This is a genomic window from Pseudothermotoga sp. (assembly GCA_025060105.1).
Classification (GTDB): Bacteria; Thermotogota; Thermotogae; order Thermotogales; family DSM-5069; genus Pseudothermotoga_A.
In genome coordinates, this window is the sequence record JANXCS010000005.1 from 132,862 (window position 1) to 153,136 (window position 20,275).

Annotated in this window: 16 protein-coding genes; 9 read left to right on the top strand and 7 right to left on the bottom strand. The window is 43.8% G+C overall.

The features are described from left to right. Positions 1–21: 21 nt before the first annotated feature. The 4 genes from NZ875_06410 to NZ875_06425 all read right to left on the bottom strand — a co-directional run bounded on the left by NZ875_06410 (position 22) and on the right by NZ875_06425 (position 7,521). The gene (locus tag NZ875_06410; protein ID MCS7175370.1) at positions 22–4,074 is read right to left on the bottom strand and encodes a PolC-type DNA polymerase III; all 4,053 of its coding nucleotides are present in this window, start codon (positions 4,072–4,074) and stop codon (positions 22–24) included. 53 nt (positions 4,075–4,127) lie between these two features. Further along, positions 4,128–4,619 (bottom strand): crossover junction endodeoxyribonuclease RuvC, encoded by a 492-nt coding sequence (gene ruvC / locus NZ875_06415; GenBank protein MCS7175371.1) that lies wholly within the window; start codon positions 4,617–4,619, stop codon positions 4,128–4,130. A 101-nt stretch (positions 4,620–4,720) separates the two neighbouring features. After that, a complete protein-coding gene (lepA, locus tag NZ875_06420) occupies positions 4,721–6,532 on the bottom strand; it encodes a translation elongation factor 4 (GenBank protein ID MCS7175372.1) in 1,812 nt (603 codons plus the stop codon). A gap of 2 nt (positions 6,533–6,534) precedes the next feature. Further along, the gene (locus tag NZ875_06425) at positions 6,535–7,521 is read right to left on the bottom strand and encodes a P1 family peptidase (GenBank protein MCS7175373.1); all 987 of its coding nucleotides are present in this window, start codon (positions 7,519–7,521) and stop codon (positions 6,535–6,537) included. 51 nt (positions 7,522–7,572) lie between these two features. Between NZ875_06425 and NZ875_06430 the strand changes: the two genes are divergently transcribed. The 5 genes from NZ875_06430 (at position 7,573) to NZ875_06450 (ending at position 13,543) form a co-directional block, all read left to right on the top strand. Then, entirely contained in the window at positions 7,573–8,022 is a 450-nt protein-coding gene (locus NZ875_06430; protein MCS7175374.1) for a methylated-DNA--[protein]-cysteine S-methyltransferase, read from the top strand. Continuing rightward, on the top strand, positions 8,007–9,929 hold the full coding sequence (locus NZ875_06435; protein MCS7175375.1) for a transglycosylase domain-containing protein: 1,923 nt from the start codon (positions 8,007–8,009) through the stop codon (positions 9,927–9,929). The genes NZ875_06430 and NZ875_06435 overlap by 16 nt, the downstream gene beginning before the upstream one ends. A 95-nt stretch (positions 9,930–10,024) precedes the next feature. After that, positions 10,025–12,025, top strand: coding sequence for an MMPL family transporter (locus tag NZ875_06440; protein MCS7175376.1), 2,001 nt, complete (start codon positions 10,025–10,027; stop codon positions 12,023–12,025). A 122-nt stretch (positions 12,026–12,147) separates the two neighbouring features. Beyond that, entirely contained in the window at positions 12,148–13,347 is a 1,200-nt protein-coding gene (locus NZ875_06445; protein ID MCS7175377.1) for a DUF438 domain-containing protein, read from the top strand. Further along, positions 13,325–13,543: a DUF1858 domain-containing protein gene (locus NZ875_06450; protein ID MCS7175378.1), complete on the top strand. Its 219-nt coding sequence runs from the start codon at positions 13,325–13,327 to the stop codon at positions 13,541–13,543. The genes NZ875_06445 and NZ875_06450 overlap by 23 nt, the downstream gene beginning before the upstream one ends. 20 nt (positions 13,544–13,563) lie before the next feature. On the opposite strand, the gene NZ875_06455 is transcribed toward NZ875_06450, so the two are convergent. From NZ875_06455 to NZ875_06465, 3 genes are read right to left on the bottom strand one after another with little or no spacing between them, the layout of a single operon-like run. After that, positions 13,564–14,163 carry a glycerol-3-phosphate acyltransferase gene (locus tag NZ875_06455; GenBank protein ID MCS7175379.1) on the bottom strand — a complete coding sequence of 200 codons (600 nt, stop codon included), beginning with the start codon at positions 14,161–14,163 and terminating at the stop codon, positions 13,564–13,566. A gap of 7 nt (positions 14,164–14,170) precedes the next feature. Beyond that, a complete protein-coding gene (locus tag NZ875_06460; GenBank protein MCS7175380.1) occupies positions 14,171–15,241 on the bottom strand; it encodes a glycosyltransferase family 2 protein in 1,071 nt (356 codons plus the stop codon). Positions 15,242–15,250: 9 nt separating this feature from the next. Continuing rightward, positions 15,251–15,706, bottom strand: coding sequence for a peroxiredoxin (locus NZ875_06465; GenBank protein ID MCS7175381.1), 456 nt, complete (start codon positions 15,704–15,706; stop codon positions 15,251–15,253). Positions 15,707–16,151: 445 nt separating this feature from the next. On the opposite strand from NZ875_06465, the gene NZ875_06470 reads away from it, so the two are divergent. From NZ875_06470 to cas6, 4 genes are read left to right on the top strand one after another with little or no spacing between them, the layout of a single operon-like run. Next, a complete protein-coding gene (locus NZ875_06470) occupies positions 16,152–17,063 on the top strand; it encodes an ABC transporter ATP-binding protein (GenBank protein MCS7175382.1) in 912 nt (303 codons plus the stop codon). Between the two features lie 11 nt (positions 17,064–17,074). Then, positions 17,075–18,244, top strand: coding sequence for an ABC transporter permease (locus tag NZ875_06475; protein ID MCS7175383.1), 1,170 nt, complete (start codon positions 17,075–17,077; stop codon positions 18,242–18,244). Further along, positions 18,237–19,289, top strand: a complete 1,053-nt coding sequence (locus tag NZ875_06480) for an ABC transporter permease (protein MCS7175384.1) — start codon at positions 18,237–18,239, stop codon at positions 19,287–19,289. The genes NZ875_06475 and NZ875_06480 overlap by 8 nt, the downstream gene beginning before the upstream one ends. 45 nt (positions 19,290–19,334) lie before the next feature. Beyond that, entirely contained in the window at positions 19,335–20,081 is a 747-nt protein-coding gene (gene cas6 / locus NZ875_06485; protein ID MCS7175385.1) for a CRISPR-associated endoribonuclease Cas6, read from the top strand. Positions 20,082–20,275: the final 194 nt, after the last annotated feature.

A 20,275-nucleotide genomic window follows, 5' to 3' on the forward strand; every position in this document is an offset into this window, starting at 1 on the left:
AGATTATTCTACTGGCTTTTTTTAAAAGAGGCTGATTTGTTCCTTCTCAGGTAAGCCTTCTAGCTCAACGTACCTTTTGAAGACGTCTAGGTGGGCTTTGTTGAGTTTAGTTCGCTTCAAGATATCTTCGAGACTACTGAAAGGTTTTTCTTTCCTTGCACGAATTATGGACTCCGCGACGTTGTCTCCCAAATTCGGAAGTTTGTTGAACGGTATGCGCAGCTTATTGTTTTCAATGAGGAACAGTCGAGCGTGGGATTTGTTTATGTTGGGTGGCAAGAAGGAAAAACCACGTGCGAACATTTCAAGCATCACTTCGAGTGTGGTCTCTGCGGCTTTATCGCGGACATCTTTTTCGCTGACGGTGGAGAGTTCCACCAACCTCTTTCTGATCAGTTCTGGCCCATGCAAAGCTGCATCTATGTCGAACTCTTCACCTTTCAACGTGAAAAATGCGGCGTAGAAGGCCAGTGGATAGTGAACTTTGAAGTAGGCGATCCTGAAAGCCATACTCACGTATGCTGCCGCGTGAGCTTTTGGAAAGAGATACTTTATACGCTTGCACGATTCGATGTACCACTCAGGTACGTTCAGTTCACGCATGAGCTTTTCGTCTTCTTCACTCAATCCCTTACCTTTCCTGACGTTTTCCATGATTTTGAAAGCCTTAGAGGCATTCATTCCCATCTTTATCAAATAGTTCATGATGTCATCTCTACAAGCTATGACATCGGAGAGGGTTGCTTTTCCTTGTTCTATCCAATCTCTCGCATTGTTGAGCCAAACGTCCGTACCGTGTGACAAACCGGATATTCTCACCAAATCGGCGAAGGTCTTCGGGCGCGTTTCTGTGAGCATGCCTCTAACGAACTGAGTACCGAATTCCGGTATCCCTAGAGTACCAACATCTGTGCGGTTATCCAAATCCTGCGGGGTTATACCGAGTGGTTCGAGGCTCGAAAAGATCTTGAGCGTTTTTCCATCGTTCATTGGTATGGTCATCGGATCTACACCGGTCAGATCTTTTAGAATTTTCACGAACGTGGGATCATCGTGTCCAAGTGCATCTATCTTTACAAGATCGTCATGTATGGATTCGTAGTCGAAGTGTGTCGTGAACACTTTCGCTTCTTTCGTGTTCGCTGGGTACTGAATAGGTGTGAAATCGTAAACTTCAAACTCTTTGGGTATGATCATGAGACCTCCAGGGTGTTGACCTGTGGTCCTCTTCACACCGGTGATCGCCGCGGCGAGTCGTTCCGCTTCCGCTTTTCTCACCTTTCTTCCAAGTTTCTCCTCGTAAGCTTTCACAAATCCATAAGCCGTTCTCGAAGCTATGGTGTTGATCGTACCGGCCCTATAGACGTAGTTCTTGCCGAAGAGTTCTTCCACGAACTTGTGTGCTTCATCTTGATAATCTCCAGAGAAATTGAGATCTATATCGGGTGCCTTGTCACCTTCAAACCCCATGAAAGTTTCGAACGGTATATCCTGTCCATTGCGATCAAGCATAGAGCCACATCTTGGACAATTCTTCTCAGGTAGATCGAAACCTGAACCGTAATGACCAGAATCGTCGAACTCGATGTAACGGCATTGCTTGCAGTAATGGTGTGGTGGGAGTGGATTCACCTCAGTTATTCCCAGCAGGTATGCAACGAGTGAGGAACCTACAGAGCCACGCGATCCCACCACGTAGCCATCCGAAAGGGATTTGTCAACCATCCTCTTGGCGATCAGGTAGAGAACGGCGTAACCGTGATTTATTATCGCGTTGAGTTCTTTCTCGAGCCTCTTTTGAACCGCTTCTGGTAAAGGATCTCCATAGATTTCCTTGGCTCTCTGCAAAGTCATTTGTTTGATCTGTTCTTCGGCACCTTCTATCTTTGGTGTGCGAAGTTTTCTTTCGAGAGGCACGATAGCCTCAACGCTGTCGGCGATTTGGACCGGATTCTTCACTACCACATCGTACGCTTTGCGCTCATCTTCGAGTATCTCCATCGCTGATCGGATCATTTCTTCAGTCGTCCTCAGATAAGCTCTCGGTTGTTCTTGGATCGTATCATTCTGAGGAGCCATGAGGACCTTCCTTACTTTCTCATCTTCTGGGTCCAAGAAGTGTACATCACCCGTCATCACCACGGGTATCTTCAATTTATCTCCTATTTCATAGAGTTTTCTGTAGATCTGCTTCAACCTCTCACGAGTTAATGCAAGTTCACCGTTTGTGCTGAGAAGGTCCAAAGGCATAATCTCGATGAAATCATAGAACGATGCAGTTTCCTCTATCTCTTCATCACTGGCTCCAGCCAAGATTTCTTGCACCAGTTCACCAGCGATGCAAGCACTGCCCACAAGCAACCCGGCTCGCATAGTTTGGAGCTCACTTTTTGGTATCCTCGGTACACTGTAAAAATACTTCACATGTGCGTTCGAAACGAGCTTGTAGAGGTTCTTGAGCCCTTCCTTATTTTGAACGAGGATGGTCGCGTGGAACGGTTTTGATTGCGTAACGAGAGACTCTTTGTGGACGGACTCGATTTGTTTGAAGCTTTTTATGCCTCTTTCCTCAAGGATTTTCAAAAGTTCCAAGAAAACTCTCGCGGTGACCTTCGCGTCATCCAACGCTCTGTGGTGTTTGAAAGAACCTATTTTGAAGTGTGAAACGAGTTTTTCTAAATTATAGCTAGACAGTTTCACCAACCTTTTTGCCAACGCCAGCGTGTCTATGACAGGGAGATTCCATTCAACACCACAGATCCTTTTTGCATGATATCTGAGGAATCTGTAATCGAAGTTGGCATTGTGAGCCACAAGAACGCTACCTTCACAGAACTTCAAAAATTTTGGTAACACTTCCTCTAAAGGAGGTTGATCTTGGAGCATCTCATCAGTGATACTCGTGAACTGAACTGTGAAAGAATCGAGTTTTTCCTTGGGTCTAACCAAGGTGTGAAATTCATCAGATATCTCTCCGTTCTCGATCCTGACCGCACCGATCTCTATGATCTCGTTGAACATAGGATGCAAGCCCGTCGTTTCAAGATCCACAACGATGTAACTGTTCGTCTTTATATCCACGTCATCGCCACTCAGAATCACTGGCTCCATATCGTTAACCAAATAGGCTTCCATACCAAAAATAGGCTTGATGCCGTGACTCTTGCAAACCTCAAAGAACTGCGGTATAGCTTGCACCACGCCATGATCTGTGAGTGCAATAGCCTTCCATCCCCACTTTGCAGCCGTTTTCACGTAATCTTCTATATCTAGAACGCTGTCTAGATCGCTGAATTTGCTGTGTGCGTGTAATTCAACACGCTTTTCGCTGAATGTGTCCAATCTTTCGTGATTATCGGTCTTTTCAAAATCTTCAACATAGAGGATTGGTTCCCCGCTCTCATCGAATTTCAATGTCCCAGAGAACACAACGTGGTCTTTCTCTCGAATCGAGTTCAGCACTTTATCAACATTGCTGTTTGTGACAATGCATGCGAGTGAATCCACTTTGTCTGTTATATAAACCATCAGTGTTCTTTTCTTTCCCTCTCTCAGGTCCAGCTTGAAGACACTACCTTCCACTTTTACCTTTCCAGATTCGGTCGGCAACTTTGAAGGAGTGAAAAACTTCGATTCTCTTTTCTTTTTTTTCGGTTTTTCCTCAACCACGAACACAGGTTCTTCTATTTGTAGGTTCGGTTGTGCCACCTCTATCTCTATGGGTCGCTTCGAACCTGTCAGGCTTTCTATCTTTTTACTGACATCGGTGAGCTTACCGTTGAGCCTTTCTTTCGCGAAATCTCCACTCACTCTCAACACTACTTTGTCTGGTAGTAGAACGACATCTTGAACGTAGGGAAAACTTCCGTTGAGTTCTTTCCTGATTTTTTCGAGTTCAATTCCAGTTTCCAAGAACTGCAGCACAACATACACACCCAACTCTTGAGAGAGTTTCTCACGCAAGATCTGCTCAGAAGGAAGATTCTTCTTATCTATTTTTAAAATCAATGTGTTTGTGATGGCATCGTAAATCACTTGAAGGATCTTACAAGATTCTTTCAAATTGATCCCCATCGATCTCGCGATCTGTTTCAGATCCATTCCAAGTTCTTCAATGAACAACCTCTTCATCGGACGAACCTCCGTTCGAAATTCCCACAATGCGCATGACATATGGCTATAGCCAGGGCATCGGCAGCATCGTCCGGCTTGGGCTTTTTTTTGAGCTCAAGCAACAATGCGACCCACTTTTGAATATCGGCTTTGGTTGCCCTTCCGTTACCGGTCACCGCTTTCTTAACCATATGTGGCGTGTACTCAAAGATGGGAAGATCGTACTCCACCACCGCCAGTAACGCCACACCACGTGCTTCTCCGACTGCGATGGCGGTGGTAACGTTTTTGTAAAAGAACAATCTCTCTATAGCCACCTCGTTCGGCGTATAGTTTCGAATGATATTTCTGATCTGATCGTAAAGGCTTTTCAATCTGACCTGGATTGGTTTATCTTTCTCTGTGAAGATGGCTCCATGAACGATGTGTCGAAGTGTATTTCCGGAGACTTCAATGACCCCGTAGCCAAGCGTCCCGAAACCCGGATCGAGTCCCAGTATTTTCAAAGGTGACACCCCAATCGGCAGGCAAAAGAAATTATATCTACACGGGGGCGGTTGTGCTTTGCCCAGATTTTAAAAATTGGAACATGATTCCAACAGCTTTCTCATTTTTCTTCTTCGCCTATCCTCAGTATCGCGAGGAACGCTTCCTGAGGGATATTCACCTGACCAATTTCTCTGAGCTTTTTCTTACCTTCCTTCTGCTTCTCTAAAAGCTTCATCTTTCTCGTAACATCTCCACCGTAGCACTTGGCGAGAACATCTTTTCTGAAGGCTTTGATGTCCGCTCTCGCGATGATGCGTCCCTCAGCCTTTGCTTGTATCGGTATTTCGAACTGGTGTCTCGGAATGAGTTCTGAAAGTTTTTCTACCAATTTTTTTGCAACCGTATAGGCTTTGCTCTTGTGGACCAATGTAGAAAGAGCATCCACAGGTTCCCTGTTCACCAAAACGGTGATCTTAACGATTTGAGATTCTTCAAAACCAAGCATCTCATAATCCATGGAGGCATAGCCTCTACTCATGGCTTTCAATTTATCAAAAAAGTCCGTGATGATCTCCGCCAAAGGTGCTTTGAAATACAATATGACCCTGTTTTTACCAGAATTTTCAGTGTGTTGTAGCGTAGCTCTCCTTTCGTTTTGTAAGTGTGTCATGATGCTTCCCATGTAATCTGTTGGTGTGATGATCGAAAGTCTCACGTATGGTTCGTAAACTTTTTCAATGAGATCTTCATCCGGGAACTTTGCCGGATCGTTGACGACGATCGTTTGACCATTTCGAAGTAGTACCTTATATTCAACGTTCGGTGCCGTCATGATCACACTCATCTCGTATTCCCTTTCGAGCCTTTCTCTGACAACGTCCATGTGAAGTAAGCCCAGAAAACCACATCTGAATCCAAAGCCGAGCGCTGGTGACGTGGTTGGTTCAAAAGTGAGGGCCCAATCGTTCAGTTTGAGCTTTTCAAGTGATTTTTTCAATTCTTCGTAGTATTCCGGCAGGCCTGGAAAAATGCTCGCGTAAACCATGGGTTTGACTTCACGATACCCAGGTAAAGGTTCAGCTGCAGGGTTTGAAGCATTCGTTATCGTATCTCCAACCTTGGCTTGCGAAACTTCTTTGATACCGGCGATCACATAACCAACCTCTCCAGGTCCCAACTTGTCTGTAGGAACCATGTCGGGGATGAACACACCTACCTCTTCGACTTCGTAGACCTGATTCGTCGACATGACCAAAATTTGATCTTTCTTCTTCATCGTGCCGTCGAAGATTCGAACGTAAACGATCACACCTCTGTATTTATCGTATTTAGCGTCGAATATCAAAGCTCTCAAGGGTTTATCTGGATCGCCTTTCGGAGGTCTCACCCGCTCTATGATCGCTCTCAAGACATCCTCGACGCCTTCACCGGTTTTTGCGCTCATCTTGAGTATTTCCTGCTTCGAAACGCCCAGTAGATCTATCAACTGTTGCGAACTTTCTTCGATGTTCGCGTTGGGGAGATCTATCTTGTTCAGTACTGGTATTATGTCGAGATCGTTCTCCACGGCGAGGTAACTGTGTGCCACCGTTTGTGCTTCTATACCTTGTGAAGCATCAACGATGAGTACGGCACCTTCACATGCGGCCATGCTTCTGCTCACTTCATAGGAGAAATCGACGTGCCCCGGTGTGTCGATGATGTTTATCTCGTAATCTTCACCATTGTAATTGTAGATCACTTTCACCGGTTGAGCCTTTATTGTGATACCACGCTCTCTTTCGATATCCATCTGATCGAGGAACTGTTCGTGCATCTTTCGGGGATCCACCGTTTTGGTGATCTCCAGTATCCTATCGACAAAGGTTGTCTTACCATGATCTATGTGTGCGATGGTACAAATGTTCCTTATGAATTTGGTGTCCTTCAAACCTATCTACCTCCATTTAAAACCCAGTCGATCGGCATCGCTTCCACTCTACCACAAAAACCTTCAACTGTCTCAGCACAAAAGAGTGCATCACAGATCGCTTCGTAAACACTTTCCACAGCTGCTCTGAAAAGTTCATCGAAGAGTTCTCTACTATCATCGATGCGACCGACTGTCGTCGAGAAGGCTATGCACACATCGCCACTTCCATGATGGCCCGCAGAACCGAGCATACCCAATGCCAGAAAAGAATGTCTCGCGACACGTTTGAGCTGTCTGGAATCCAGAGGGACGTCAGTTGCCAGAATTATTATGATAGAACCTTCCTCTTTTCTCGTCACACCCGATTTGACGTACTCAAAAGCCCTTTTTCCTAAAATTGTAAGATCTTCGAAGGCGCCAAAGTTCGCTAGCACCAGTGCCCCAAGAACATTACCGCTTTTGAGTTTCCTCGAGGCGCTACCTATCCCACCTTTGAAACCGAAACAAACCATCCCGGTCCCAGCACCGACCGAGCCCAATTCGAATTTGTCGTTCGCCTTCTCATAAGCCTCGATCACGTGGAACGATTTCACCGCGTTGTAGAGTATGTCATTCAAAAAACCATCATTGCACTCACCTATCACTGGATTCAACGTTCTGAATTTCTTTTTTCTGGCTGCCAATTCTACGATACCTTGGAACGCGTATCCAACGCTGAGCGTGTTGGTGAGCACGATGGGGGTTTCTATCTGTCCAAGCTCGTTTATTTGCATCAGGCCGATCGATTTTCCAAAACCATTGAGAACGGCACAAGCTGCACTCAAAGGTTTTTCAAAAATATCTTCACTGGGTGACACCACGGTCACACCCGTGCGGACGATGGTCGGTTCATCGAAAACGAGTGTTACATGTCCAACGCGCACACCAGGAACATCACTCAGGAGGTTTTTTTCTCCCGGTGACAGCCTACCGAAAGACAAACCAACTTCCCTGAAACGCGTTCGCAAGATCGTTCATCCTCCTGCGTGATATTATAAATTTGCTTGGGAGGTAAAGGTATGGAACGATTCGTCTTTGAGTCGCCTTTTGGACCCATTTGCGTGCATGTGCAGAGCGGACAAGTTCTTCAGATAGATCTTGGAAAGAAGTGTGAGGTGAGCACTCAACCAGAACCTGAAATAGTGCGACAGCTTGAGGAATATTTCTCAAGGAAGAGAACTCAACTCGATTTTCCTGTGAGAGTCGTCGGGACCGAATTTCAGTTGCGTGTTTGGCATGCTTTGAGGGACATACCATACGGTTCTACCTTGAGCTACGGTGAACTTGCGAAGCGATTGCATACCTCGGCGAGAGCGGTTGGCCAAGCGTTGAAGAAAAATCCGTTGGCCATATATTTCCCGTGCCACAGGGTGGTCGCGAAAGGTTCACTCGGAGGATTCAGTTCGGGGCTTGAGTGGAAGCAGCGTCTGCTTGCCCTCGAGCGTGGTGAAAGATGCGCCCAAAGTTGATAGGTTTTTTGTGTGGTTTTCTCGTCACCATAGTTCTGCTTTCTTTCCTCTATATTGAAATCACAAAAGATCTTCCCACACCGGAGTCACTGTTACCCACCGGGCTCATCTTGTTGTATTCCGATGGAACTACCATGTCTTTGCCAAGGTCCTTCTGGGTCAAACTCGAAGATGTCCCACCTTACTTCTTGAACGCACTACTCGCTTCTGAAGATAAACGGTTCTATCTACATCCCGGTGTCGATCCAATCGGGATCGCGAGGGCCATCGTGAGGAACATCAGCACGATGTCGATCAACGAAGGTGGTAGCACGATCACTCAGCAGCTCGCGCGCACCTTGTATCTGACACCCAAGGTGACGTGGGAAAGAAAAATAAAAGAGATGTTCATTGCACTCTGGCTCGAAAGACACAGAACAAAAGAGGAGATCCTCCAGATGTACATCAACTCCGTCTACATGGGAAATGGACTTTATGGATTTGCCAGCGCTTCGAAATACTATTTCGGTAAAGATCTCAGCGAACTCAGCCTCAGCGAAGCAGTTTTGTTGATCGGTGTGGTGAGATCTCCTGAAAATTTCAATCCACTCAAAAATTGGCAGGTCTCAAAAAAGAAGGCTATAACCGTTCTCAGGGCGATGCTGAGAGAAGGTTATCTGGATAGAGAAGTTTATCAACAGAATTTTGAACAACTCGAACGGCTCAACTACACACGTAGTTTCAAGGTCGATTTCGATGAGGAAGTTTTCTGGCGAGTCGTCAGGGAATTGAAACAACTCGGCTACGGTTTGGACGAATTGAGGCAAGGTTATAAGATTTACACCACTTTGGACAGAAAACTTTCTCAAGCTGCGATGAGTTTACCGCGCAACACAGTGGCCGAAGCGATCGACCCTACCAGTGGAGCCATTTTGCTCTACAAGGGAGTGGGGTTGACTTACCCAGAAGGTAGTAGATTGCTTGGTTCGGCGATAAAGCCTCTTTACTATTATCTTGCGATCTTGGAAGGTTGGTCGATCGACAGTGAGCTAGTTGATCTACCACTGAAGATCGGTGACTGGACCCCAGAAAATTTCGATAAGCGTTATCGTGGAGTCGTCACTATGAGGCAAGCACTGATCGACTCCCTCAACATACCCTCAGTGAACTTGTTCATGCAACTTGGAAGGGAAAAAGTTGTAGACTTTTTGAAAAATGATTTGAAAATCGCGGGCTTTTACCCCGAAGATATGACGATCGCGCTCGGAACACTCGAAACGGCACCTGAGGAGGTTTTGAAAGCTTACGCCTCCATTTTCAACGGAGGCGTCGTTCTACAGCCGTTCATCGTCAAACGCATTGAAGATGCGAACGGCAGAGTCATTTACGAATCGGTTCCGAAGGTGATCAACATCGTTAAAGCAAGGAAGACCAGTACTATGGAAGCGTCCGCGGTGTTACTCGAAGTGATGCGGCAAGTTGTTGAACGTGGCACGGGTGTGCGTGCGAGGCAAAAATTACCAGTTGCAGGTAAAACTGGAACTTCTCTGAAGACGGCTTGGTTCATCGGGGGTGATCAAGGATTCATCATGGCGGTGGCTGTGGATGGTGAGAATCTGACTGGAGGGGTCCACGCCGCACCCGTATGGTCACAGTTACTAGCGAAATACAACTACAGTGGGAAGATGCCGAACTGGAAGATTCAGTCTACTTTCTCTACCAAAACCACGACGCCTTCTCTCACACTCGATGTGGATAGAGTCATACGTTGGTTGGAAGAAAAGAATTTGGATATAGAAACGTTGTCAGATCTTGCATCAAGAATGGACAGCCGAACTTTACTCGATTTTCTGAGCAGTATCAATGAAAGATCTCCACAACTCGCTAAAGAGTTGTGGGAGAGAATCAAACAGAAACGTGTTTGGTGAAATACAATTCGAACTGATGAAACAAAAAGTCAACTTGGCAGAACTAGAATAATTCTGTGTGGCTAAAAAGATATAGATTCACAGTATTTTTCTTAATGATTTGTAGCATCTTCATCTTTGTGATCTATTCCAAGGCGCGTGTGAACGCCAGTTATTTCGTTTTCCTTCCAGGTTATAAACCCAACGTTGGTATCGAACGAATAGACAACGAAGAATTGAGATCCTTCTTCAAGATCGCTCAGAAATTTGACGATGGCTCCCAGTTCGTCGTCGTTTTGCACGATCCAGATGGCTTTTTCTCATCCGGCACGTTGCTCAAAGTTGTGGAATTTCAAAATGAACTTTCCAAAATCTCATGCGTCAAAAATGTGCTCAGCATCGTCAATTACGCTTTCAAAAAACCGTATTTCGATGGTTCCACACTCGACAGGGAAATTTTGAAGGATCCAGAGGCCAACTCTTTCATCTCGAAAGACGGTGAATATCTTTTACTTCACTGTACATTGAATAGAAATTGTGACGAGGATAGAGCTTTGCAAGAAGTACGCCAGTTGATCAAAAATTATCAAGATCTGCGAGGCCTTTTGTTCGGTCAAATCGTCATAAATAGAGAATTGTTTCGTGAAATCGTTCATCAAGTGTTCGTCTATCCTGCCATAATCTTTTTGGTGATCCTTTCGATTTTCTATTTGCAAACACGCTCGCTGAAAGCCAGTTTAGTCTCCCTGTTGGTCCCAGTCCTTGCGAACCTAATCGTTTATGGTTTGACCACGCTGATGGGTATGGAACTCAACACGATGACCGTCATGTGCGTGAGCTTTTTGATCGTCATTGGTTCGGCTTACGGCCTACACTTTTACAACGGTGTTGTTAGATTCGGTGATCGCGTACGTAAAGAGATGTTCAGACCGATCTTTTTTTCCATGTTCACAACTGCGATAGGTTTTCTATCGTTTTTGTTCGTCGAGATAACGGCTTTCAGACAACTTGGATTGATGGTCTCATCCGGTCTTGCCTTAGTTTTCCTTATCCTTTTCACCTCAGGTTATGAATTGCTCTGTGACGAGAGAAAGGTTCGAAGGGAAACAGTACTGTTGAGAATCAGAAGTGAAAGGGTCGGTCGCGCCCTGTTGATAATTTCTCTCGTGCTCGTTGCTCTCACTTTTGCACTTTTGCCCGAAATAGACGTAGGTATGGATCAAGCATCTTATTTTTCCAAGGATAGTCAAGTAGCCCGCGCGTTGAGAATTCTCACCGAGGAGTTCTCTTACAGGGAACCAGTGTACATCATGATAGAGAAAGATGCACTCTTCACAGTTAAAGATTCGGAGATCATAAGAAGCATTTTGAGGGATTTGAGCGATCTTGACGAAGTTTCTTCGGTCCAATTCCCAGCCACATACCCGATACCGACCTTGGTGATGCTTTCAAGATTTCAACCGGTCATCAATCACTTTGTCGCGGACGGGAGAACGATTAGAATCGTTTTGAACATAACTGAGGAGGCTTACAGAAAGGCTGGAAGGTTGAAGCACAAATTGTTAGAAATCGTTCAAAAATATCCATACAAATTCACAATCGCGAGTGCCGCTTTTGTGGTTGATCAAATCAACTCGCAGATCATCGAGAGTCAAATCCAAAGTCTCACACTTTCTTTGTTGCTGATTTTCGGTTCTGTTTTGTTCGCTTTCAAAGATCTATCCTTATCGTTAACGATCGTGGTGCCTGTGCTCCTCACCGCTTTGATGAACTTCTTCTTCATGGCTTTGTTGAAGTTGAGATTGGACGTGGCCACCTCCATCGTTGCAAGCATTCTCGTTGGTTTGGTCGTAGACTATTCAATTCATCTGGCTCATGACATGAGGAGAACGAAAGACGTGTTTGTCTCGATAGAGAACGTATCGATGCCCATACTCGCCAACGGTCTCGGTCTGATCGGAGGTTTCTTCGTCTTGACTTTCTCAAGGCTTGCCCTCTTCAAGAATGTCTCACTGCTACTGATACTCGGTATCAGTTTTGGCGTTCTGTTCACACTCTTTTCTCAACCTCTGTTGATAAAAAAATTTGCCAACAAAATTCCAAAACAAAAAAAGTGAATGCTCGATGAAATCGAAGATCACCCCCGGCGATGATCAAGCTCTGTGTTTGATCCATCCTTTCGCCCGAAAAAGTGGTACAATAAAATTGGACTAAAAAGATCCACTTTGGGGGTGCGAAGATGAGTGAAGGTCTTGGAAAGGAACAGAAAAAGCAAGCGATAAAGCACATCATCAAACAGCTCCATGCGGGTATGCCTTTGGTTGAGGCGAAAGAAAAATTTGAAAAGGAAATAGGCTCAATCACATCTTACGAAATTGCCCAGATAGAGCAAGAGTTGATCAACGAAGGGGTTTCTCCAGAAGAGATAAAGCTTTTTTGCAATGTTCATGCTATGCTCTTTGAGAGTGTACTGTCTAAAAATTTTAAAAGTGTTGACCATCCTGCTCACCCAATCAACTTTTTCAAACAGGAAAACGAGTACATAAAGAAATTACTCGAGCAGATCAGAGCGTCTGCTTGGGAAAAGAACAAAGAAAAACTCAAAGGTTTGCTCGAAGAGTTGAAAGGCATTGAAGTGCACTACCAAAGGAAAGAACAAGTTTTGTTCCCATATCTAGAAAAACACGGCTTCACAGGTCCGTCCAAAGTGATGTGGGGTAAACACAACGATATAAGAACGATGCTGAGAAAAGCTTTGGAGGAGTTTGACAGAGTCGATTTCGAAGAGTATGTTCAGAAATATTTGAATCCGCTGGTTGAAGAAGTAGACGGCATGATATTCAAAGAGGAAAACATTCTCTTTCCCACCGCGCTGGAACTGCTCAAGCCGGAAGAGTGGGTGAGTGTACTTAGAGAGAGCAAAGATGTAGGTTACGTCTACATAAAATTGCCGGAAAGTTTGGAAAAATTGATCGAAGAACTCGAAATGAATCTCGTTCAAACTGTTTCTATAGATGAAGAAAACATCGTGTTCGATACGGGAAAGTTGTCTCTCAATGAGTTAGAAGCCATATTGAACACGCTTCCAATTGACATCACCTTCGTCGACAGTGAAAACAAAGTTAAGTATTTTTCGAAATCAAAAGACAGGATCTTTGTGCGCACCAAAAGTGTCATTGGGAGAGATGTGCGTAACTGTCACCCACCTCAGAGTGTCGATAAAGTCATGCAAATCATCGAATGGTTCAGGAAAGGAGAAAAGGATGAAGTAGATTTCTGGATAAATTTCAAAGGTAAGCTCGTTTATATAAGATATTTTGCCGTTCGTGATCGTAACGGAAAATACCTCGGCACCTTGGAAGTTACTCAAGATATCACGCAAATAAAGAAGCTCGAAGGGGAAAAAAGGCTGGCAGATGAAACGTATAGACCCAGATAAAACGATTTATGAACTCACCAAAGACTATCCAGAGTTGATAGATATACTTGCCGAGATGGGTTTTTTGGGTGTGAAAAATCCAATCATGAGAAACACACTCGGTAGGATCACCAGTTTGAGAGAAGGTTGCAAAAAACAAGGCAAAAGTTTAGAGGAGATCTTAGAGAAACTCAAGCAAAAAGGATTCAGTGTTTGATGGAAGATCAAGTGCAGACTCTAAACGTTGGGATGCACCTTTCTTCGATTGGTGAAAAATCTATACCAGTCTTTGCCATGTTTGATCGTTATCACTGTGAAGTTGGCAAGATAGAAGAAGAGTATGTGAAAATCTCTGTTCATCGTTCGATACAGAACATAGAAGAACAGTACCAAGAATCCCAATAAGACTCTGAATGCGTCCTCCTCAACGGTAGTTCTCCTCTTGAGGAGACTGAACAGTGCGAAAGTTGTACCTAAAATGGTGGGTGCTTCCCATCTTGTGAGCACTGACCAAGCACCGAAACTCGTTGCGACAGCCTTCCCACCTTTGAATTTAAGTATCGGAGAGAAAGCATGCCCCGCGACGCCAGCGAATGCAGCGAAGGCAACCACATATTCGTTCGATACCTTGCCGAGCCAGATGAACAAAAACAGAGGGAAGGTGCCTTTGAAGTAATCCAGTGCGAGTGCCAGAGCGCCCCATTTCAAACCTTTCGCACGCCAAAGATTGCTTGAACCTGGATTTCCGTCTCTAACTTTTCGAAGATCGATCCCGTTGATCTTGGCCAGGATATGCGCGTACATGATCGATCCGGACAGAAATTGAAACCCTACCACGAAAAGTTCAAACACGTATCTTTCTTCCTTTCCATACAACCGTTTTGAAGAAGATCACTTTGATGAGTGAAGTGAAGAACACGATGAGGAAGAATGAAAAATGCATTGGATAAAGAAGAGCATCTAAAAAATTGTAATCACCAGTTTTCCTGGAAACGATGTGTATCTGCAAAACGAACAAAAAATAATAGATGAAAAACGATGGTGAAAGAAGATTAAAGATTGAAGAATAAACACCCACCAGCCAAGAAAATACCAAGAAGAAATTCAAACCCGCCGAGGCCGCACCTAAAGACATATTTTTAGTGAAGCCTTCAAACATCTCTTTAAAACCATTCGGATACATGCGAAACTTTATGATCCTGCCTCCAAGATAGTTGTTCACCGCATAACCTTTCTCTATAAACAACCTTCCAAGTTTTATATCCTCAAGTACGCCGTTCTTGAACGCCGAATGACCTTTAGTTTCTTCATAGTCCTTCCTCTTCACAACCACAACTGGTCCATATGCGCCCATGGGCTTCAGATTGAAAGCAGAAAAACTTCCCATCGAGCCTACGACGATCATGTTGAAAGGCAAGGTCAAATGTTCATAGAATTTTTCCAGCCTTTGGTTCGGCCAAACTGAGACGAGACCACCGTCCTTCATTAAAAGTGCGACTAAAGTTTCCACTGCGTTCCTCGCTGGTTCAACATCGGCGTCCATGAACACGATGATTTCTCCATCGCTTTTCAAATAACCGTTCCAACATGCCCAAGACTTCCCAACCCATCCTGGTGGAGGTTCTTCCTTGAGATCCACCAAGACGATACCATCGAACCTCATCACAACTTGTTTTGTCGCATCGGTAGAATTGTCGTTCACAACGATTATTTGGAGGTTCTTATAAGTTTGTTCCTTCAACGCCGAAAGAAGTTTCGGTAAGTTCTTCTCCTCATTGCGTGCAGGAACGATCAGTGAAACTTTTGGAAGATCGTTAGACTTCGACTCAGATATGAATCTCAATCTCCAAAAAATCAACCATCCGACAAACCAGCAGAAAAACAAGATTGAATGTTGTAGCAGCGTCCAAGACATGCTAAAGTTTCAGTGCGTTTTCAAAAAATTCAGAATCTCATTCAAGTCTGGCAATTCCCTGATCGGATAGACTTTGAAGAAAATCACTTTTCCCGTCTCATCCACGATCACATTAGCTCGCTCGGAAAAACCATCTTTTTCTCTGAATATACCGTAAAGTTTTGCAACCTCTCCGTGTGGCCAGAAATCTGAAAGGATCCTCAATCTTTTCAATCCTAAAGAACCAGCCCAAGCTTTTTTGCTCGGCACAGGATCCACACTCAAGCCCAAAGGAACCGTGTTCAGTTTTTCGAACTCTTCATAATTTTGCTCCAAAGCTTTCATTTGCTCCGCGCACACAGAAGTCCACGCCAAAGGATGGAACGAAAGCAGCACCTTTTTACCTTTGAATTGAAAAAGTTGAATCAAGTTCCCATCTTGATCCTTCAATGAAAAATTCAATGCTTCAGAACCGATTTTCAACATATACATCACTCCTTTCTGTTTAAATTTTAAACGCTTCTTATCATAACAAGTCGCAAGAGAAGTGAAAAAACAATAATACTAAAATAATTTGTAACCTTCAAAACACTGAGCACGTGATTCTCTCTTTGAAGTTCATGTCACATTCGGTATTTTTGAAATGGATATGAACCAAACTTGAATGAACTTGCTCAGGACAGACGCGCTGTTTTTCTGCAAAAATTGGCAGAGGTTTTCAAGTCAAAACTTGCGCATTGTTTTTTGTCCAGTTTGAGTTGGAATGTTGTGTCGCTCATTCAACCAAAAGCTATCGGCAATGTTGTTGAACTTTTTCCCAAATCTTTTCATTCTGTTTTTGTTCAATTCGTCTTGAGTTCCAAAGCACCAATTTATCATGACTCAAATACAGCATTGTATAATGGTTTGTACGGCCAAAGGGGGTGGAAAGTTGAACGCGATAGTCGTGAGAAATCTCAGAAAGTACTATGGATCAGTCAAAGCAGTCGATGGGGTTGATTTAGACGTTGAGGAAGGAACTGTTGTGGCACTTTTGGGCCCAAACGGTGCGGGTAAGACCACGACGGTGGAGATCATGGAAGGTTTGAGAAAGAAAGACAGTGGAGAAATATATTATTTTGGTAGGAAAGTGGAACGAATCGATGAGGAAATCAAATCTCAGATGGGTGTTCAGCTTCAAAAGACTGCCTTTTTTGAATATTTGACTGTTCAGGAAACTATAGAGCTGTTCGCAGGTTTGTACGGAGTCAAAGTTGATAAGAAACGAGTGATCGAGCTTGTAGAAATTGTAGCTTTGCAAGAGAAACTGAAAAGCAAAGTGAAGAACCTTTCTGGTGGGCAGCTCCAAAGACTCTCCTTCGCCGTGGCACTCGTGAACGATCCGAAGATACTGTTTTTAGATGAACCCACCACTGGGCTCGATCCTCAAGCTAGGAGGCACACATGGCAGATAATAGAAGAATTGAAGAAGAAAGGTAAAACGATCTTTCTGACAACTCATTACATGGAAGAAGCAGAAAAACTGGCAGACAAAGTTTACATCATGGATCATGGAAAGATCATAGCGAGTGGGACAGTGGCTCAGCTTGTGAATTTGCTCGAAATGGACAGCTACATAGAATTCACTGCGGACAATCCCCATGTCCTTCAAAGAGAAATCGCCGAGCTGAAACTTTCTGATCACGATAGGCTGATCCTACCGACGAGTAACGTTGAAGAATCCATCCACATGTTGCTGACCAAAGCAAAGCAACTAGGAATCGTCATAGACAACGTCGTCATCAGAAGACCGAACCTTGAAGACGTTTTTTTGAACCTGACGGGTCGTTCTCTCAGAGATTGAGGGTGGTCTGCGTGAAGATCTTCAAGCTGGCGAAAGCTTTCTTTCTGAACGATGTGCGTGAATTCAATGGTTTTTTCTGGCCATTCGTTTTTCCACTCATACTTTTCTTCATATTGTCCTCCGTTTTCTCTGGTTTTTATAACGACGAAGGTGTGAGTTTTAAGCTGGGAGTCTTCAAAGAAGAGGAACCGGCGGGTTTTGGCAAGATAGTTTCGCAGGTTCTCGAGCAGATCAGCCCAAAACCTTTCCAGATCGTATACTTTGACGATTTTGAAGAAGCTCAAAGGAATCTTCAGTTGAAGAAAATCGATGTGGTTCTGAAAATACCAAAAGGTTTGAATTTAGCTCTGGCTAGGAGTGTGCTGTTTGCTGGAGAAGCTGTGAAACTCGAAGTCTATACGCTGGTTAACTCCACTGAGTCTGAAACGGCTGGAAGGATATTACAGTCCATCTTCCAAAGCGTGGATGTTGAAATGACCAAGCAAATTTTGAGTCGAACCGGTGGAAAATACACACCGGTCGAATTCGAACTCAAACCCATTGAAAAACGTGGAATTAGTCGAGAATTCAAGTATACAACCTACATCTTTCCAGCCATTCTTTTGATGTCTATTCTTTCCTTAGCTGTTTTCAATTTATCTCTCAATTTGATCTACAATCGTGAAGCCGGTGTGAACAAGAAATTGTACACCACACCGATCAAAGCCTTAGAATACTTTTTCTCACTCGGTTTGAGTATATTTGTGTCCATGGTGTTGTCGTGCATTCTCATATACATGATGGGTTTGGGAGTGTACAAAGTGAGCACTCTTTCACTTTCGCTGAGTTTCATCGCTAAGCTTCTCTATTCGATGCTGGTTTGTTTCAGCATAGGAATGATGATCGTTTCATTCTGCAAGAGATTTTCAACCGCAATGGTTGTAGCTCAGATTTCTTATCAGATCATGATGTTCTTGGGAGGTTTTTACTTTCCTATTCTGAGTATTGACATGCCTTTCTTCATAAAGGCTATAGCCTATGTGCTACCGACAACTTATCTTGTGGAAAATCTGAGAGTCAGTCTGTACCATAGTGTATACGATCTATCGCAATTGCAACTGTGGTTGGTTCCAAGTGTATGGTTCGTTGCATCGATCGTCTTGTTCTCGTTGAATTTCAAGAAGGTGATGGCTTATGAGTAGAAAATTTTTCGCCTTTGCGAAAGCTTACACAGTAGAATCCGTCAGGAACTTTTCAAGTTTGTTCATGACTTTGTTTTTCCCTGTGGTGTTTCTTGTGATATTCGGTTTTTTGTTCGGTGGAGAATCTGATTATCGAAGAACTATGGGGGTGTGTGTTGACAATCCTAAGGTGCTCTCTGCGTTGCAGAATGATGGTAATTGGAATTTGAAGATCTACGAAAAAGATCAGGAACTGATACGAGATGTAGAAAAAGGAAAAATTCCTATGGGATTGAGCGTGCAGAGTTCAAAAGTTGTTCTACACTATCAAGACAATCCCTCTTTAATGGGAGAAGTGAAAATGATTGAGCTGTCTGTGAGAAATACTGTTGAAAAGGCTTTGAACTCGACCAAACAGTTCGTCAAGATCGAGACAGTTCAGCTGCATCAAACGGAGAAAGAAATATCAGGATTCGATTACATGGTCATGGGTGTGATAGCACTTTCTCTTTTCTCCAATGGCATGTTTTCAATGATAACTGTTTTTGGCAATTACAGAAAAAAAGGTGTTCTCAAAATGGTATCTCTGACCACCACGAAACCAATCACTGTGGTTTCGAGTGTATCACTCATAAGATTGATCTTCAGCTTCGTTTCACTTTTTGTGGTCTTGTTGGTGTGCAAAATCATCTTCAAAAGTGATATAACCTTCAACTGGCTTTTGTTGATACCCACCGTTGTATTCGTTACACTTGGAATGATGGCGATAGGGGTATTGATAGTTTCAATCTTCAAAAATCCTAACGCAGCAATCAACGTCGCTTCGGTTCTCAACACGGTCATGGTTTTCTTCTCTGGAGTTTACTTTCCGATCAGTTTCATGCCAGATTATCTAAGGTGGATCGCGTACATCTTGCCTGTCAAGTATGCAGCAGACCTTGTTCGATTCAGCGCCAATGCCCATATACTCAGTGTTTCGTATTTTTTGACGGTGAACACAATCTTTCTTTTTGGTGGTATCTTTGCTCTTTGGGTTTCTGCCAAGTTTTTCATGAGGCCAGAGTGAAGTATTCGAAAGAATAATCACTCAGTTTTGTGGGGGGGTGGTACGATGCGACTCGAAGTCATTTTCAAAACCAAGCACAGTGTGATACCAATCAACTATCAATATCAACTCTGTTCATTCGTGTACAAAAGACTCAGACATGAAGATCAAGATTTTGCCTCCTTCTTGCACGATCGAGGCTTTAAAGGGTTCAAGCTCTTCACCTTTTCTCAGCTGTTCTTCGACAGTTCCACTGTTAAGGATCGAATGCTACTTGTCGGTGAAGGAAAGGGACGTTGGTACATCTCTTCTTGTAGCGAAGATTTCATAAGGAACTTTTTCTCTTCGATGATTGAATCTCCAGTGATAGAAATAGAGGGTAATTTCTTCGAGATCGAGCAGATAAATACCTTGAGCGAACCAATTTTTAAAGATCGTATGCGTTTCATCATGCTTTCTCCCCTGGTGGTGAGTATACCTGTAGATAGGGGTGGAAAACTTTACCATAGGTATCTTTTGCCTGATGAACCTGAGTTTCAGCAAGCTTTGAAATCAAATCTTTTGAAGAAATATTCGGCTTTCTATGATGAAAAAATCGAGGCGGAATTTTCAATCGAACCAGACTGGGACTACATTCGTAGACGTGGCAGGATCACCAAGTTGATAGCTATCAAAGACATACAAGTGAGAGGAACTGTTTTTCCGTTCACTGCGGTTGGGGATACGAGGCTGATAAAACTCGGTTATGAAGCAGGCTTTGGTGAGAAGAACAGCCTGGGTTTTGGAATGGTAACTACTATGAAGGAAACTTGAATTTGTTGATTAGTGAATCGCACCATTCTTTTTATCTCACGATGCTAAGTAAATTCTTATAGAGAAGATCGTACTCTTTAACCAAACTGGAATATTCAGATGCAAGCGTTGTGTCAGGTTGAACCAACTTTGAGAGTATCCCATTGTGCAGTATTGACGATGTAGGTATAAGTTCTTTCTCCTCTGAAAGAAGT

Bases quoted from the DNA above. Each gene is read 5' to 3' on its own strand.
- NZ875_06410 (MCS7175370.1), bottom strand. From the start codon at position 4,074: ATGGGGATCAATTTGAAAGAATCTTGTAAGATCCTTCAAGTGATTTAC.
- NZ875_06430 (MCS7175374.1), top strand. From the start codon at position 7,573: ATGGAACGATTCGTCTTTGAGTCGCCTTTTGGACCCATTTGCGTGCAT.
- NZ875_06435 (MCS7175375.1), top strand. From the start codon at position 8,007: ATGCGCCCAAAGTTGATAGGTTTTTTGTGTGGTTTTCTCGTCACCATA.
- NZ875_06440 (MCS7175376.1), top strand. From the start codon at position 10,025: ATGATTTGTAGCATCTTCATCTTTGTGATCTATTCCAAGGCGCGTGTG.
- NZ875_06445 (MCS7175377.1), top strand. From the start codon at position 12,148: ATGAGTGAAGGTCTTGGAAAGGAACAGAAAAAGCAAGCGATAAAGCAC.
- NZ875_06450 (MCS7175378.1), top strand. From the start codon at position 13,325: ATGAAACGTATAGACCCAGATAAAACGATTTATGAACTCACCAAAGAC.
- NZ875_06460 (MCS7175380.1), bottom strand. From the start codon at position 15,241: ATGTCTTGGACGCTGCTACAACATTCAATCTTGTTTTTCTGCTGGTTT.
- NZ875_06465 (MCS7175381.1), bottom strand. From the start codon at position 15,706: ATGTTGAAAATCGGTTCTGAAGCATTGAATTTTTCATTGAAGGATCAA.
- NZ875_06480 (MCS7175384.1), top strand. From the start codon at position 18,237: ATGAGTAGAAAATTTTTCGCCTTTGCGAAAGCTTACACAGTAGAATCC.
- cas6 (MCS7175385.1), top strand. From the start codon at position 19,335: ATGCGACTCGAAGTCATTTTCAAAACCAAGCACAGTGTGATACCAATC.